Here is a 15,128-nt window from a genome sequence, read left to right as displayed (position 1 = left end):
GGATTATTTATAATTAAAGACTAGAGAGCCGATCTTTTACCTTTATTTCATCAAGGATTTTTTGTGTTCCAGAAGGAACTAAATCTTTCCAGTTTTGATTGGTTTTGATTTTTTCCCTAATTTTTGTACCACTAAATTTTTCTCTCTTAATGAAAGGAATTTCAGAAGTTATAATTTCGTGCCTATGATACATCTTTCTTGTCATTTCGTCATTAGAAAATACAATATCAAAGTGAGGAACGGTTTTTTCAATATTTTCCATCCATTTTTGATGATTATCAAAATCAGGAATGTCAAAGATCTGAATTTTTGATAAAAAATTTTTATCGATGGAATGTTCAATCATCTTGCGTCTCTCATCTGCAAGAAAGGGGTTTTCTTTTCCAATAGGTTTGTTAGAGCTTCCAATACCTAACCATAATTTATCAACTTTTGATAATGCAAATTTTATTGCCTCAAGATGACCTAAATGAAATGGTTGGAATCTTCCAATTAGTAATCCATTCACGATTGCATTTGAGGTGAATTGTTTAAAAAACTATCATTATTGATAATATCGTAAAGTATGGATTTTTTTGAGATAGATGGTTCGTATGGTGAAGGTGGAGGACAGATACTTCGTAGTTCAATATCATTATCATGTATAACACAGAAACCGATTCAGATTAACAATATTAGAGCAAAACGAAAAACTCCAGGATTGAGCGCACAACATTTGACTTCAATTAGAATATTAGCAAAAATTTGTAATGCAGAAGTACATGGATTGGAAATTGGTTCAACTTGTATAAAATTTGTCCCGGGTCTAATTCAGGACCAGAAAATTATTGAAAATGTTGGTACTGCAGGAAGTATATCATTAATTGCACAAGTACTGATACCTGTAGTTTCTATATCAAGAAAAAATCTTGAATTAAACATTAAAGGAGGAACTGACGTATCTTGGAGTCCAACAATAGACTACACAAAAATTGTTTTACAAGAAGCTTATAGAAGATTTGGAATATCTTTTTCTTTGGATGTAGAACAGAGAGGGTATTATCCTAAAGGAAATGGAATTGTAAGACTAAATGTTTTACCTGCAAATAAATTAAGTACTGTATCATTTACAAAAAGAGAAATTAAGGAAGCAGACATACATTGTACTTACTCCAAAATTCCTAGCAGTATTATTGAAACTGAAGTAAACAAAATTTCTAGAAATTTGGAAAAAGCAAATTTTGTTACTCAATTAAAGATAAGAAATGAAGATGCACTTGACAAAGGGGCAAGTATTTTGATCTCTAGTAAAGATTCAAAATCAATAATTGGAATAGATGAATTACTTAATGTAAAAAATTTCAGATTTTCAGATATTGCTCAAAACTTTATTGAATGTAATCTAGGAGTAGATTCCCACCTTGCAGATATGATAGTTATCCCTGCAGCGTTGGCAGATGGCATTTCAGTATTTAGGATAAATACCATCACAAAGCATTTGGAGACAAATCTGTATGTTACATCAAAGATTACAGGTTGTAAATATGGAATTGGAAGAATCGATGGAGGGTTTGAGATAAGAATTGAGGGTATTTCATGCTCCAGAATCTAATAATGCTGCAAAAAATAATATTGCAACTGAAATTACGACTGTTATTTCACCTAAAATGATAATTTTTTTTCTTAATGATTGAATTTGTTGAGGAGATAGTTTTTTTGATAAAATTTTTTCTTCCACGTCTTTTCGAATAATTCTAACATGAATTGCAAATGTTACTAAAAGTAGAACAACCAAAAAAATTTTGATTAGTAGGAAATTTCCATAACTAGTTGAAAATAATAATTGGTACGAATTTTCCGTGAGAAAATTTTGAGATGTGTATATTCCAGTAGCAATTAACAAAATTAATGACGGAACTGCAATTCGATTGAATCTCCTTCCAACAGTAATCATCATTTGTAATCTCTCTTCAAGTGACATTGATGATTTTTTTAATACTGGTGCTAACACTACGCCAATGAAAAGAGAGCCTCCTACCCAGATTGCAGCAGATACAAGGTGTATCCAAGTGATAATTGTTTGTTCAAGAGGCATATCGTAGATACCATCAAATACATTTTAGGTATTTGGTTTTTGATAACGTTTTTTAGTTGTCCAAAATTGGATAAAATAACTTGGGACTACAAAGTAAGATGACTGTCTATGCAGCCATTGCTGGATTACTTGCAATGATGGGTGGTTTTGTGTTTTATGCAAGTCTTGATAATCCAGAATTAGACAAGATAGAAATCGATTTGTTTGATGTACAAGTGATTGATGTAAATAATATTGAGAATCGGGTTTCATTAGAGGTTATGTTTCTAGTAAAGAATCCAAGTGAAAAGACGTTTACCATTCCAAGTATCAGTTACGATCTATACGCTGATGATGTTCTAATTGGAGCAGGACAGTATTCAACGGAAGATATTGCAATGCCTGGACGAGCAGCGTTCTATCCCGGTGCAGAGATTCCGTTAAAGAATATGTTCTACCTTACATTGACTGATCAAAATGCACAACAATACAATGCCATAGTTAATGGTGAAGAATTAGATTTTAGTGCAAGTGGGATAGTTGTTGTAGAATCGGCTTGGAGTCTTATTGAGAAAGAGTTCAAGTCAAACTAGAAATTTTAAAAAATGGGCCGAGAGAGATTCGAACTCACGATCACCGCCGTGTCGAGGCGGTATCCTAACCAGCTAGACTACCGGCCCACTAAACTAGAAAGCTCCCTGCAGACATTATTAACGTTTAACAAAAGGAAGAATTAGTATCCTAATAGATGAACGATGAATTTTCTAATGAAGAAAAGGATGGTCTCTACAAGGCGATCTTTTCAAGAAGAGATGTTCGTTCCCGATTTACTTCAAAAGCTATTGATGAACAAATTCTAACAAGAGTTTTGAATGCTGCTCATCATGCGCCATCGGTAGGATTTTCACAGCCTTGGAATTTTATTTTGATTAAAGATGATCAGACTAAAAAGAAGATTAAACAGTCATTTGATGAGGAAAGAGAAAAGACATCTCAGTTAATTGATGATCCAAAGCGCTCAAAATATCTTTCATTAAAGCTTGAGGGAATTATAGAATCTCCTGTAAACATTTGTGTCACCTATGATCCATCTAGATTTGGTCCATTTGTAATTGGTCGTTCCAGTATTCCAGAGACTGGGATATACAGCGTGTGTTGTGCAGTTCAAAATTTGTGGTTAGCCGCTAGAACAGAGGGTGTTGGTTTAGGATGGGTAAGTATTCTTTCTAATGAGGTACTAAAAGAGGCATTAGATCTTCCTGAACATGTAATTCCAGTAGCTTACCTTTGTTTAGGTTATGTAGAAGAGTTCTCTTCTAAACCAGATCTTGAGACTGCAGGATGGTTGCCACGATTGGATCTAAAAGATGTAGTATTTTATGAGAAATGGGAAGGAAAAGAAAATTCTGATTGGAATAAAATTGAAAGATTAATCAAAGCAAATCTTGATTACGCTTAAATAATTAAGTACATTTTTTTTGCTGGGCTTGTGGCGCAGAGTCTTAATGACGCGAAACATGGATAGCGCGGTAGCCTCCTAAGTTACAGGTCGAGGGATCGAAGCCCTCCGAGCCCGCTTTAATTTTAATTTAAATATAATTCAAAATCAGAGTCATTATGAAAATTGTTGTAATTTCTGGTAGTCCTAGAAAAAATGCAGTTACACAAGTGATGATGAAATTTGTTTTTGATTATGTAAAAACAAAAAATCACGATGTTAAATTCATCAATCTATCAGAAGGAAAAATCGATTACTACAGAGGTCCCGATGTAGAATATAATGAAACAACAAAACAAGCTGCAAAAGACATTACTGAAGCAGATGTTTGGATAATTGGTTCACCAATTTATAATTCGTTTTTCAGTGCAGCGTTGAAAAATCTATTTGAATTTATCAATTATAGATCAACTGCAGGAAAAGTAGCCGGTTTAGCAATTTTAGCATCGGGAAATATTGGTTTTACAGATGTTCAGACAATGTTAACTCAGTTAATGTCTTATTTTCGAGTGATAACTAATCCAAAAGCAGTGTATATGACTGCAGATATGTTTGGTGAAAACAAGGTTATTGACTCAGTAAATGAAACAAGATTAAAAGAGTTAGTTGATGAAACGCTTGTTTTGGCAAATAAAGTCATTGTAAGAAAGGATTAGAGATGGATAATTACACTAAAGAAGATACTAACCACTCATGTGAATGTAAATGTCATTTTGGAGGGGCTGTGAGCTGTCCTGGATGTAAGGATAAGCATGAGATAGTTCAGTGTGAACACTGCAAAAAATAATTCAGTTATCTTTTTGATTTTCGTTCAGAAGCTAATGCCTTAAGATTTGCTAATTCGGTCTTTAGAGATTCAATTTGAACGAGTGTCTCTAGGTTTGCAATCTCTTGTTTTAGGCGTTCAATCTCAGAATCTTTGATTTTGACAGTATCTCGTAACTTTTCTAAATCATCGCCTAGTTCTAATCTTGCTTCATTTATCTGACTAGGACTTGCTACTTTCCCATCTGATTTATAGACTTGAACGGTTGCTTGTGTATTACTCAAGCTTTTTTTTTCATGATGAGATTCTCCACCATGATAGTTTTTCATAAAATCAGTACTTTTTTGGGCAATCCAACATGTGAAGGTTAGAAACCAAGTGATTGGTACTGCCATAATAAAGATGAAATTTAGTAGTGGTGCAAAGTCGATAAAAATTGGCCATAATCCTGTCAATACTGCAGCAAAAGTACCACAGACAACGGTAGCCAAATGGTTACGTAAATAACCCATATTTTAGATCAAAAAGTTGGTTGCTTATATTAGTAATGTCGATACCGTAAACTGATATTAATAATTAAAAAGAAAAGAGAGGCTAAGAAGTCTCTTCTTCGATGAGAGTCGGTTTTTGAACTTCAGACTGTAAAATTTTAATTTTCTCTAACAACTCGTTTCTAAGATCTCTTGCAACTCTACGTACAGTTGGTCTTGGAACACCTAATTCATCTACCACTTTTGTATAGATGTCTTGTTTGTCTGTAAGACCTTTATCAAGATAAGAGTTGATTGCTTCTTTGATAACTGTGCTCTGATTTGTACGATTCACGAAATCTAAATTTTAGTTGTTCTATATAAGACTATTACTTTCCATTTGATACTTCATACAATTCAAAGTTTAGAAAATCAATCGGCTTGTAAATTTTTGAAAATTAATAATTTCTATCAAAGTCGCAAAAACTTTCTAAGAATTACATACTAACCAAAAAAGTTAAAGCCCAATTGGAGTTACTTTGGGGTACAAGTATATGGTTTAGTGTAAACTAGACATTTTTGAATAAATTATACAAAAGACTCTTATGATAATACTGTTGAAATTCAGAAATGACGAATGTCATAATTGATACAAATTTTGGAACTATTAGTTTTCGTTTATTGCCTGATATCGCACCTGAAACCGTTAGAAATTTTCAAAAACTAGCTAATTCTGGTTTTTACAACGGTACACTATTTCATAGGGTTATTCCTGGCTTTATGATTCAAGGGGGAGACCCTAATACAAAAAAATCAGATAAGAGTCAGTGGGGCATGGGTGGACCAGGTTATACTGTAAAGGCGGAGTTTAATTCAAGATCACATAGGAGAGGCATTGTTTCAATGGCTAGAGCAATGGATCCCGATAGTGCAGGCTCACAATTCTTCATTGTTACTACAGATAGTACCTTCCTAGATGGTCAGTACACTGTATTTGGGGAAGTAACCGAAGGAATGGAAGTAGCCGACAAAATTGTAAATCTACAAAGGGACAATAATGATTGTCCATTACAAGAAGCAAAGATGAATAGTGTAAAAATCGAGTAAGGATTAACTTGAAAAAATTACTTGCTGTTTTTGTTTTTATTATGATTATCTCAGTTATACCTCAATCATTTTCACAGTTAGGAATAGGTGAAAAAGCATATCAAAAATCATTGGATATTACCATTGGAGCGGATGGAAAAGTGCACGTAGTTCATGAATTATATCCAAACAGCAGACCTACATCACTTACTACCATTGATGGAGAGATTACCAATCTCAAAGTAACAGATCTAGAAGGAGAAAAAAAGGAGCACGGAATTTCAGAGGGTGAACAAAATATTGTTTTGTCAATTTTTCCTAGCAAAACAGGAATCCTGATCGAATATGATCTCTCTGAGGTATTAAAAGAGAAGAATGGGTTATGGTCATGGCAATATATTTATGCGGATACAGAAAGATCAGTTTTTCATTTTCCAGATGAAGTTGATCTAGTTTTTGTAAATGCAAATCCCGTTTTATTACAAGATATTCACAAGATAGGATGTCATGGATGTGAAGTACTAATAGAATATGTTCCAAATGAAGAAACAAAGATGCAGAAGATTGTTTGGGAAGGAAAAGAATTTGATGTTGGAATTAGAAGTGTTGAGGACGTAAAACTAGTTTTTGATCAACCATCAAAAAGCATTAGTTTTGATCTAAAAAAAGAGAATCAATTGGTAACTTTGATTATTCCTTTAGAATTATTATGGAACCCATATACGGTTTTTCTTGATGACCAAAAAATCCTAAAACATGAATTTCTAAAAACAGAATCTCATGTATGGATAAGTGTGAAACCAAAAGCAACTGGAACTGTTCAAATTATTGGAACCTCAGTAGTTCCTGAATTCTCTTTGTTGATACCTCTAGTATTAGGAATAGTAATGGTGGTTGGACTTCAGTATAGAGCAAAGATCATTCACCGCTAGAACCACATGAACAAAAACCATATTCATCAATTCTGACATTACAGACGGGGCATTTTTCACCATATTCTACTTCCCATGGCTCTTTTCCAAAAAGCCTGAAATGATCATCAATCTCTATTGGAATCTTTCGCTTTTTGTCCATCTAGAAAAAATATTCAATACAACTATAATAGATTGTTAATCATTTTTTGATAAATGGAATGTGGGTGTCATTGTATAAAATGTGGGAGTACAAAGTTAGAAACGAAGCAGGTGGGGAAAACAGAAGATGACGGGTATTTTGATATGCATCACACCTGTGGAGAATGCAATACGCATTTTGACCATCTAGAAGGAGATACTTTTGATTCGTGTGATATTTGCAGCTACAAAACTAGTTAGCTAGTAATGCTTCTTTTACAAAATAATAGCTTCTGTGATCCCTAGAGTTTTTTAGAATTTCTCTATTAAATGCCATTTTTGCAAGAGTTTTTGATACATCCAAAAGACTAGCACTCCATCCATATTCTCGCAATTCCTCTACAGTTTCAGAGACAGTTCTAGGAGTATCAAAGAATGATTTTGAAGCTAAAGTCTCAAGTTTTTCTCTAATTTCATTTTGAGAAATTGGTATAGGTTCTGAAAACTCTGGTTCGTGCGTTTCTGCATCTTCCAAACCGTTTAAAGTTTCAAGATTTTCTTTGTAAACATCAGTCATTTTTTCTAGTTGTTCAAGAGAACGATCATCAAAAATAATTCTAGCTTTGTTCTCTTGCATATGCTTAGTTACTTTATCAATTACTTCACCAATAGTCTGATTATCAACGTAAAAATCTCTAGAGTCTATCTCAATTTCATTATGTCCAAATTTTACTCTAATTTTTGCCAACTAGAATATCTTGGTTGATTTTGATTTATTCTGTTAGCTCTAAGTAGGTTTAAGAATAGATCAAAACTTTTACACACATTATTTGGTTTTTTTTCCCTTCGGGATTAAAATGGAAATTTGAGATTTACAGGCATGCAAAAGTCACGAAAAGCAACATTATTGATTTTATTGGTTGTAGGCGTGGGCTTTTTTGGTTATTCTCAGTATGCTTCAGCATCTCAGATTAACGCCATTATCACTGAGAGCAGTTTGTTGGAGGAAAATGAGAGAGGTTCTGCACATAACATTCAGTTAGAATTTGATAATCCGTCTTTGCTGTTACTTACTGCTGGTGAAACAGATTTCATCATTACTGCAGATGAAAAACAAATTGGAGAAGGTGAATTACAATCATTCGTACTTCCTCCAATGAGCAAAGCCAAAGTTGATGGAGTGTTTCTAACATATTCTGATCAGAAATCAGATGACACTCAAACTATCAGAATAACAGGAGTTACACAATATGATGTTCTATTTACAAAAATAGATGTTCCATTTGTATACTATCCAACAGAAGTCCAAGCAAGGGAATTTATACATCAAAACTAGATTTTCACTGTGCTCACAGTTTTTGGTTCAACTGCATTAGATACCATTAGAACTCCAACAAAAACTCTAAAAGATGTCCTTGGTGGTGCAGCAACATTTGCAGGTGTATCTGCTAGTTTTTTTGTTGATACGGGTTTGATAGCAGTAGTAGGAAAAGATTTCCCAAAAAAACACCATGATCTTTTAGCAAAACATATGGATCTTAAAGGATTGCACATTGCCAAAGGCAAGACATTTCGATATGATGGAAAATACGATGAAACCTTAAGCACTAGAGAGACTCTAAAGACTGAGCTAAATGTGTTGGCAAATTTCAAGCCTACTGTTCCTGAAGAATATAAAAAATCTCGATTTGTGTATCTTGCAAATAATGATCCCGAGCAAAATGCTAGTTTGATAAAAGAATTTGATAATGTGAAATTTTCAATGTGTGATACTATAGAATTTTGGATTGCAACTAAAAGAAACGCAGTAATCAAGATGATAAAATCCGTTGATGCCATTGTAATTAACGATGAAGAGGCAAAACTGCTCACAAAAGAACACAACCTGATAAAATGTGCAAAAAAGATGATGAGTTGGGGGGCAAAATATGTGATAATCAAAAAAGGTGAACATGGTTCATTGATGTTTTTTGATGATGTCATATTCCCATCTGCTGGCTTTTCATTAGAGGATGTAGTAGATCCAACCGGCGCTGGAGACTCTTTTGCAGGTGCAATGATAGGCTATTTAGCAAGTAAAAACTCCACCACCCTTTCAGCCATCAAGAAAGGCGTTGTGTATGGTAATGTTTTGGGTTCGTTTGCTGTTGAGAGATATGGTCTTGATGGATTAACAAAGGTAAAGAAATCAGATATTGAAAAACGTGTAAAGATTTACGAAAAGATGATTCGTTTCTAAAGACTTAAGTTCAATTCCCTGTTCAATCAAATTATTGACTCAGGAAGTTTCTGAAAAGGACAGATTGGTTTCAATCTTTGAGTTGCAAAAAGGACTATCTGAGATGATGGATTTGTCACGATACCCCGATGACAAAGAAGGTAGAGTTTCTGCACTTTGTACAGCTATAATGCATGAAGCAGTGGAACTACAGATGACTACAAACTGGAAGTGGTGGAAAAAACCAACTCCATTTAATGAAGCAGATGCAAGAGAGGAGCTAATCGATATTTGGCATTTTGTTGTGCAGGCTTCTCTAGAGCTCAATCTAACGCCAGATGATATCTTAGAAGAATACAAGCGCAAAAACGAGATTAATAGAGAAAGACAGAGAAATGGATACTAAACTAAATCTACAGTTTGTTTGATAATTAGAGGATCTGTTTCGCCAGTTTTGTTTATTATTGTAATTTGATTTTGAAATTTCTGCACTTCAGAGTTTGATAGTTGTGATATGGGATCCGGACTGTGTGAGCCAATTATTCTTCCGTCAGAATCAATTCCATTTTCATACAATGCTAGTAGAGATTCTCCTGCTTTATGTCCCCAGACTTCTTTGCCACATAAGATTAGTGTCTTAATGTTTGGATTAGAGTTTACGAATCTAACTAATGCATCAATGCCTTTGTTTTCAGAAAATAATCGTCCTACAATTGCTACATTATCAAGCAAGTTAGACTCTGCAATTTCTTTGAGTAAAGATATACTAGAAAGTGTACAGATTGCGATGGAAGATTTTTGGTTTCCAAAGTAGACCTCTTCTGGGATAGGAAGTAATATCTTGCATACTTCACCAAAAACATACTCTAGAGAATTCATAATAGCGATTTGATTACAGATGCTGTCTGTGATAAGTTTTGAGGAGTAACCTGAGGCTGGACAGGCAGTGACAATACGTGCAGAGCTGCCCATTCAGTTGTTTTCAGTGTTGTTTTGGAGTGATAGTATGGTGTTTTATGAACAGGAATCGGATAATATGCAACTGCGCCAATTCCTTTGGAGTTTAGCGCTTTGAGTAATTTATCGCGGTTTTTAGCTGCTATAGTGTATAGATACCAGTTTACTCTTTCATTTTTTCTTTCATGTGGTAATGTAAGGTCTGTTTTAGCTAATAGCTTTGATAGTTGCTGTGAGTTTTTTCTTCGCTTTGCCAGAAACTTTGGCAGTTTTTTTATCTGCTCCTTTGCAATTGCAGCTGAGATTTCTGGTAATCGTAGATTCAATCCCAAAATTTTTGTATCATAACCATGAACCATTCCGTGATTTCTAATCATTAGTAATTTTTCATGTAGCTGCTTGTCATCAGTTACAAGAAATCCTCCCTCCCCTGCTGTCATAACCTTTGCAGGATACAGACTGTAACTGCCAATGTCTCCAAATGTTCCAGTGTGTTTTCCCTTTAGTGTGGAACCCAGAGATTGTGCCGCATCCTCAATTATTCTTAGATTATTTTTTCTGGCGATCTCTTTTATTCTATCAATGTATGCAACGTTTCCATAAAGATGGACTGGTATTATCACTTTGGATTTTTTTGTAATCTTTTTTGCAAGATCTTCTGGATCCATTGTATAGTTATCCTGTAGAATATCAACAAAGACAGGTTTTGCACCGGTCGATACAACAGCATTTGCAGTTGCAACAAATGTAAATGATGGTAATAGTACCTCGTCTCCTTTCTGTACATCAAGGGCTAGTAACGCTGCTTGTAGGGACGCTGTACCAGAGTTTACTGATACAGCATATCTTGATTTTACATACTTGCAAGCAAGTTTTTCAAATTCCTGAACGTTTTTTCCCCCATTTTTTGCAGCAGATGTTAAAACTCCACTCTTTAGGACTTGATTTACAGCCTTTATCTCCTCTTTACCGATAATTGGGATGTTTATTGGCACAGGCACAAATGGGATGGATAGGGTTTCTCTAATAAACTCTCAAGAATCAAATTTTATAATGCAAGCTTCTGCATGTGCATAATGGAGAAACGTCACCTGCAAGAGACTGATCGAGGATACAAGGTCTTTTTGTACATCTTTTATGTCTGCGCATTCATCATGTTATCAATCACTGCATATGGTGCCTATGCAATGTACACCGAATGGGAAGAAAACGGAACCTATGTCATGGGCGAAGTTTTAGTAGATACAGAAATTCCCTTTGAGAACTTTGCCAAGCTCATCACATGGTTGTTCTTTGCTTGTATAATTGGATGGTATTGTGTATCAAGAATAGGCTGGAAGAGAACCACCAAAGGAAAGATAGGCTCTACCAGAATGGCCTTACTGCAATTGATGTTGTTAGGCTTTGCAATAATTTGTTTGTATGAGGTTTTGTGGAGTTTTACCGTACTAAATGCGCAGATCACTGCAGGAATTGTTGATGGAAATGTTCCAGATATTGATAGGCTTACGGTTGCTTATCCAGATCCAGACAGGCCATGGAATCTCATATTTAGTACAAAGATTTTCCTAGTGGGATTCGTAATTAGCGCACATGCATTTTATCTCAGTACTAGACCAAGAAAGAGTTTGGATGATCATGAGACGTAACTTTATAGGAACTTTTGGTAAGGTGTAATCAGTTTGGATGTTTTAGAAAAAGTAGATCTGATTGCAAAACCGCCAACAGAAGAGATTGTAACAAGAGAAGAGTTGGTTGAATTATTCAAAACAAATTCCAGCCCAAGACACTACATAGGTCTTGAGATTTCTGGTTTTTTACATTTAGGAAGTCTAATCAGCACAGGATTCAAAATTAATGATTTTATCAAAGCGGGTGTAAACTGTACAGTTTTTCTTGCAGACTGGCACACGCTAATCAATGATAAATTAGGAGGAAACTGGGAAACGATTTCCCAAGTTTCAAAATATTATGCTCAAGCATTCAAGCTTGTTTGCCCTGGAGTAAACATTGTGATGGGTTCTGAGCTGTATGATTCTAAAAAAGAATACTGGGCAGAATTTGTCAGATTTACAAAACATATGTCACTGGCAAGAACCATGAGAACTCTTACCATTATGGGAAGATCTGAAAATGAGGAAAAGATTGACCTTGCAAAATTATTGTATCCACCAATGCAGGCAGTTGACATTCACTCACTTGAGGTAGATATTGCACATGCAGGAATGGATCAGAGAAAAATTCACATGCTTGTACGAGAGTTGTTCCCAAAGATGAAATGGAAAGTGCCTGTTGCCGTTCATCATAGACTTTTACCGGGATTATCCCAGCCAACAGAAGGGGATGCAAAGGCTCTAGGAAAGATGAGCAAGTCTAACCCAAACTCAGGCATATTTATCCACGATTCAAATGATGTCATTACATCAAAGATAAAAAAAGCCTGGTGTGAAGAGGCAAACACCGAAAGTAATCCACTGCTAGAAATTGCAAGGCATGTAATTTATCATGAGTTTGATGAGATCTCAGTTGAAAGACCAGAAAAGTTTGGAGGAAATGTAACCTATTCTAGCTATTCACAGCTTGAGGAAGATTTTGCAAAGAAACAACTTCACCCTACAGATCTAAAACAAACTGTTTCTAAATATTTGATAAAGATAATTGAGCCCATAAGGGAGAAAATAGCAATTGATGATAATTTGTCAGCTGCAATAAAGAACAGTGTTTAGACTTTGAGTTCCGGATTTGTTTGTTCCTTGAGATTGTACTTTGATTTGTATCCTCTTGGGTTTATCATCAAGTCTTTGTAATTATAAGTTGAAGAGTTACCAACAATAACAGTACTGATCATTCCAAGCTTATCTGCATAATTTTCCATCTTATCCAGATCAGTTAAAACTATTGATTGAGTTTCCCTAAACGCACCCTTAATGATTGCAACCGGCGTTGATGGCTTTCTATGTTTTAACAAAATTTTTCTTGTATCTTGTAACTGGTGAATTCTTTTTTTGCTAGATGGATTATAGATTACGATTACAAAATCGCCTTGGGCTGCTGCCTCTACCCGTTTTACAATTATTTCCCAAGGAACCAAGAGATCACTCATACTAACTACAGCAAAATCTGTCATTAGTGGAGAACCAATGATTGATGCGCATGAGTTCAATGCTGATACGCCAGGAATTATTTCAACAGAGAGTCCGCTTTTTGGATCCCATCCTTGTTCTGCTAATGTCTCATAGATAAGACCCGCCATGCCATAAATTCCAGGATCTCCACTTGAGACTAGAGATACAATTTTACCAGATTTTGCAAGATCTATACATTGATGAGCTCGTTCAACTTCTTGCGTCATTGCATATCTGTAAATTTCCTTACCGTCAATTAGATCTTGAACTAGATTGACATAAGTCTCATAACCAACAATCGTATCACTTTCTTCGATTGCTTGTTTAGCCCTAAATGTCATATGATCATGGTGGCCAGGACCGACACCAACAATGAAAAGTTTGCCTGCCAATACTATCAAGAAATTTTTTAAGATAATTTATCCGTTTAGTGAATTATTGAAATGGGTCAATAAAGGGACAGTTTACGATATGATCGCTACTTAGAGGCCGTGCTATTTCTACTAACACTTCTCCCTTTGATTCTAGTGCATCGATATCACTTTTAGTCTGTAATAATGTGGCCTCGCTTGGTTCAACCCACTCAACAGTATAGATTCTCCACATGGGTGAATAGTTCTTGTCTCCTGGTGCAGCCGAAGCTATACCAGGCTGAAATCCTATAGGACCAGTACTCTTAATTCCATTTTTGAATTGAAAAAGATCAACTGCTGCAGCACTTGCGATTAAATTTGCAGATGTTGGAGAATCTACAACTCCCATCATTTCTGCAGGTCCAGATGGAGTGGCATCAGTTACAATATAGTAGATTGTCTGTCCTTGTGGGCCCCATCCCCTGTGGGCAATAAAAGTAACTGACATCTCATCAAGATTTATGTCAAGGATTTGGCTATCACCATATTCCATGTCATCACTAATTGTTTTGTTTTCGTTTACTTTCATTTGACCGTCTGGCCATTTAATTTGCGGAACATTGAGAATCATCTCAGTTTTTTCAAGTTGTAATTTTCCGTCTTCTTTTGCTTGTAAGATGTCTTTGACAGATTCTAGGATCTGGGGTTTTTGTCCTGTTTTCCAGCTAACTTCTGATACAGTTCTTAATGCACTGTACTCGTTTATTTGAGAAGGTGTATCAGAGAATACTTCTACTTGGTATCCATGAATTCCCCTTCCTCCTAAACCATTTTTGAATACATAGATATCTGAAAGAGATTCTTTTGGAGCATTCGAAAGTGTTGGTGCAAATTCAACCTTCCATTCTTGTTTTGTAGATATGGATTTTGCAAGCTCTTCATTATTTGAATCGGTAATAATGTAATAGAGTTCATTTTCATCATAGACACCAGCGTGTAAAGGAATAACTGCAGGAACGTTTGCACGGGCTAAAGTAATTGAGTTGTCCCCAGTCTTTACCTCAATTGTTTGCTGTATAATTTCAGTTGGTTCTCCCCTAACCCAACCATCTACGCTAACTGTGGCAGAAAATGCTTGGGATGGTGAATGTAAGGCCAATGCCGCACCCGTGAATTCAAGTGAGCCAGAGTTTGAATTTTGATCAATTAGAGATAATCCGTAGATCTTGTTTCCATCAACACTCCATGTAGGTTGGCCTTTTGCATCTTCCTTACGAATTTCGTGTAAAACTGCAAGCTCTATTGGGGCACTAGCAGTATATGTTATTGAGCCATCGTATATTGTCCCCTCATTGGGTGAAAGAATGAGGGCAAATTGATGACTTTCATGTCCTATTCCTGGATCCTGTGAGGATGTAACCGTTTTAGTAAATTCAATTTTTCTAAGAGTTTTGGCGTTGACAAATTCTTCAGACAAGTTTGGAATTATTATGATTCCGGCAACAGCTACAACAATGATTAAAATTGTTACTGACTTTTTCAATGGATTC

General features: G+C 35.3%; 21 protein-coding genes and 1 tRNA gene. 12 read left to right on the top strand and 10 right to left on the bottom strand.

Annotated features, from left to right (window positions below; all coding sequences use genetic code 11):
- Positions 1-13: 13 nt before the first annotated feature.
- Positions 14-508, bottom strand: a complete 495-nt coding sequence (locus DWQ18_00685) for a nicotinamide-nucleotide adenylyltransferase (protein ID RDJ34492.1) — start codon at positions 506-508, stop codon at positions 14-16.
- A 57-nt stretch (positions 509-565) separates the two neighbouring features.
- On the opposite strand from DWQ18_00685, the gene rtcA reads away from it, so the two are divergent.
- A complete protein-coding gene (rtcA, locus tag DWQ18_00680; GenBank protein ID RDJ34491.1) occupies positions 566-1,591 on the top strand; it encodes an RNA 3'-phosphate cyclase in 1,026 nt (341 codons plus the stop codon).
- Here rtcA and DWQ18_00675 read toward each other — a convergent pair.
- Entirely contained in the window at positions 1,574-2,074 is a 501-nt protein-coding gene (locus tag DWQ18_00675; GenBank protein RDJ34490.1) for a copper-binding protein, read from the bottom strand. The two genes, rtcA and DWQ18_00675, sit on opposite strands and share 18 nt — an antisense overlap.
- A 98-nt stretch (positions 2,075-2,172) precedes the next feature.
- Here DWQ18_00675 and DWQ18_00670 point away from each other — a divergent pair, with 98 nt between their 5' ends.
- Positions 2,173-2,646 (top strand): hypothetical protein, encoded by a 474-nt coding sequence (locus tag DWQ18_00670; protein RDJ34489.1) that lies wholly within the window; start codon positions 2,173-2,175, stop codon positions 2,644-2,646.
- A 13-nt stretch (positions 2,647-2,659) separates the two neighbouring features.
- Here DWQ18_00670 and DWQ18_00665 read toward each other — a convergent pair.
- Positions 2,660-2,733 (bottom strand) — tRNA-Val (locus DWQ18_00665).
- Between the two features lie 68 nt (positions 2,734-2,801).
- Between DWQ18_00665 and bluB the strand changes: the two genes are divergently transcribed.
- Both bluB and DWQ18_00655 read left to right on the top strand, forming a co-directional pair.
- Entirely contained in the window at positions 2,802-3,512 is a 711-nt protein-coding gene (gene bluB / locus DWQ18_00660) for a 5,6-dimethylbenzimidazole synthase (protein RDJ34488.1), read from the top strand.
- A gap of 158 nt (positions 3,513-3,670) precedes the next feature.
- Complete coding sequence (locus DWQ18_00655) at positions 3,671-4,207, top strand: NAD(P)H-dependent oxidoreductase (protein ID RDJ34487.1); 537 nt, start codon at positions 3,671-3,673, stop codon at positions 4,205-4,207.
- Positions 4,208-4,343: 136 nt separating this feature from the next.
- Here the strand turns inward: DWQ18_00655 and DWQ18_00650 are convergent, their stop codons facing one another.
- Both DWQ18_00650 and DWQ18_00645 read right to left on the bottom strand, forming a co-directional pair.
- Positions 4,344-4,829 carry a hypothetical protein gene (locus tag DWQ18_00650; protein RDJ34486.1) on the bottom strand — a complete coding sequence of 162 codons (486 nt, stop codon included), beginning with the start codon at positions 4,827-4,829 and terminating at the stop codon, positions 4,344-4,346.
- An 82-nt stretch (positions 4,830-4,911) separates the two neighbouring features.
- Entirely contained in the window at positions 4,912-5,142 is a 231-nt protein-coding gene (locus tag DWQ18_00645) for a hypothetical protein (protein ID RDJ34485.1), read from the bottom strand.
- 275 nt (positions 5,143-5,417) lie between these two features.
- Here DWQ18_00645 and DWQ18_00640 point away from each other — a divergent pair, with 275 nt between their 5' ends.
- From DWQ18_00640 to DWQ18_00630, 3 genes are all read left to right on the top strand, one after another.
- Positions 5,418-5,894, top strand: coding sequence for a peptidylprolyl isomerase (locus tag DWQ18_00640; GenBank protein RDJ34484.1), 477 nt, complete (start codon positions 5,418-5,420; stop codon positions 5,892-5,894).
- 8 nt (positions 5,895-5,902) lie between these two features.
- Entirely contained in the window at positions 5,903-6,805 is a 903-nt protein-coding gene (locus DWQ18_00635) for a hypothetical protein (GenBank protein ID RDJ34483.1), read from the top strand.
- Positions 6,806-7,000: 195 nt separating this feature from the next.
- Entirely contained in the window at positions 7,001-7,186 is a 186-nt protein-coding gene (locus tag DWQ18_00630; GenBank protein ID RDJ34482.1) for a hypothetical protein, read from the top strand.
- Here the strand turns inward: DWQ18_00630 and DWQ18_00625 are convergent.
- The gene (locus tag DWQ18_00625) at positions 7,179-7,673 is read right to left on the bottom strand and encodes a hypothetical protein (protein ID RDJ34481.1); all 495 of its coding nucleotides are present in this window, start codon (positions 7,671-7,673) and stop codon (positions 7,179-7,181) included. The genes DWQ18_00630 and DWQ18_00625 overlap by 8 nt on opposite strands.
- 132 nt (positions 7,674-7,805) lie before the next feature.
- On the opposite strand from DWQ18_00625, the gene DWQ18_00620 reads away from it, so the two are divergent.
- The 3 genes from DWQ18_00620 to DWQ18_00610 are packed head-to-tail and all read left to right on the top strand — an operon-like array spanning position 7,806 to position 9,549.
- Entirely contained in the window at positions 7,806-8,261 is a 456-nt protein-coding gene (locus DWQ18_00620) for a hypothetical protein (GenBank protein ID RDJ34665.1), read from the top strand.
- 9 nt (positions 8,262-8,270) lie between these two features.
- The gene (locus tag DWQ18_00615; protein RDJ34480.1) at positions 8,271-9,164 is read left to right on the top strand and encodes a sugar kinase; all 894 of its coding nucleotides are present in this window, start codon (positions 8,271-8,273) and stop codon (positions 9,162-9,164) included.
- A gap of 34 nt (positions 9,165-9,198) precedes the next feature.
- Positions 9,199-9,549: a dUTPase gene (locus DWQ18_00610; protein ID RDJ34479.1), complete on the top strand. Its 351-nt coding sequence runs from the start codon at positions 9,199-9,201 to the stop codon at positions 9,547-9,549.
- Here the strand turns inward: DWQ18_00610 and DWQ18_00605 are convergent.
- A complete protein-coding gene (locus DWQ18_00605) occupies positions 9,546-10,022 on the bottom strand; it encodes a tetrahydromethanopterin S-methyltransferase subunit A (protein RDJ34478.1) in 477 nt (158 codons plus the stop codon). The two genes, DWQ18_00610 and DWQ18_00605, sit on opposite strands and share 4 nt — an antisense overlap.
- Positions 10,019-11,101 carry a DegT/DnrJ/EryC1/StrS family aminotransferase gene (locus DWQ18_00600; protein ID RDJ34477.1) on the bottom strand — a complete coding sequence of 361 codons (1,083 nt, stop codon included), beginning with the start codon at positions 11,099-11,101 and terminating at the stop codon, positions 10,019-10,021. The genes DWQ18_00605 and DWQ18_00600 overlap by 4 nt, the downstream gene beginning before the upstream one ends.
- A 75-nt stretch (positions 11,102-11,176) precedes the next feature.
- Here DWQ18_00600 and DWQ18_00595 point away from each other — a divergent pair, with 75 nt between their 5' ends.
- Both DWQ18_00595 and DWQ18_00590 read left to right on the top strand, forming a co-directional pair.
- A complete protein-coding gene (locus DWQ18_00595) occupies positions 11,177-11,749 on the top strand; it encodes a hypothetical protein (protein ID RDJ34476.1) in 573 nt (190 codons plus the stop codon).
- A 33-nt stretch (positions 11,750-11,782) separates the two neighbouring features.
- Positions 11,783-12,826, top strand: a complete 1,044-nt coding sequence (locus DWQ18_00590; protein RDJ34475.1) for a tyrosine--tRNA ligase — start codon at positions 11,783-11,785, stop codon at positions 12,824-12,826.
- On the opposite strand, the gene cobJ is transcribed toward DWQ18_00590, so the two are convergent.
- Together cobJ and DWQ18_00580 are read right to left on the bottom strand one after the other, a co-directional pair.
- Positions 12,823-13,617 carry a precorrin-3B C(17)-methyltransferase gene (gene cobJ, locus DWQ18_00585; protein ID RDJ34664.1) on the bottom strand — a complete coding sequence of 265 codons (795 nt, stop codon included), beginning with the start codon at positions 13,615-13,617 and terminating at the stop codon, positions 12,823-12,825. The two genes, DWQ18_00590 and cobJ, sit on opposite strands and share 4 nt — an antisense overlap.
- A 43-nt stretch (positions 13,618-13,660) precedes the next feature.
- The gene (locus tag DWQ18_00580; GenBank protein RDJ34663.1) at positions 13,661-15,121 is read right to left on the bottom strand and encodes a hypothetical protein; all 1,461 of its coding nucleotides are present in this window, start codon (positions 15,119-15,121) and stop codon (positions 13,661-13,663) included.
- Between the last annotated feature and the right edge of the window lie 7 nt (positions 15,122-15,128).

The sequence above is a fragment of the Thermoproteota archaeon genome, assembly GCA_003352285.1.
Taxonomy (GTDB): domain Archaea; phylum Thermoproteota; class Nitrososphaeria; order Nitrososphaerales; family Nitrosopumilaceae; genus PXYB01.
Note: the sequence above shows the minus strand (reverse complement) of the source record. Positions and strands in the feature narration are given on the sequence as shown.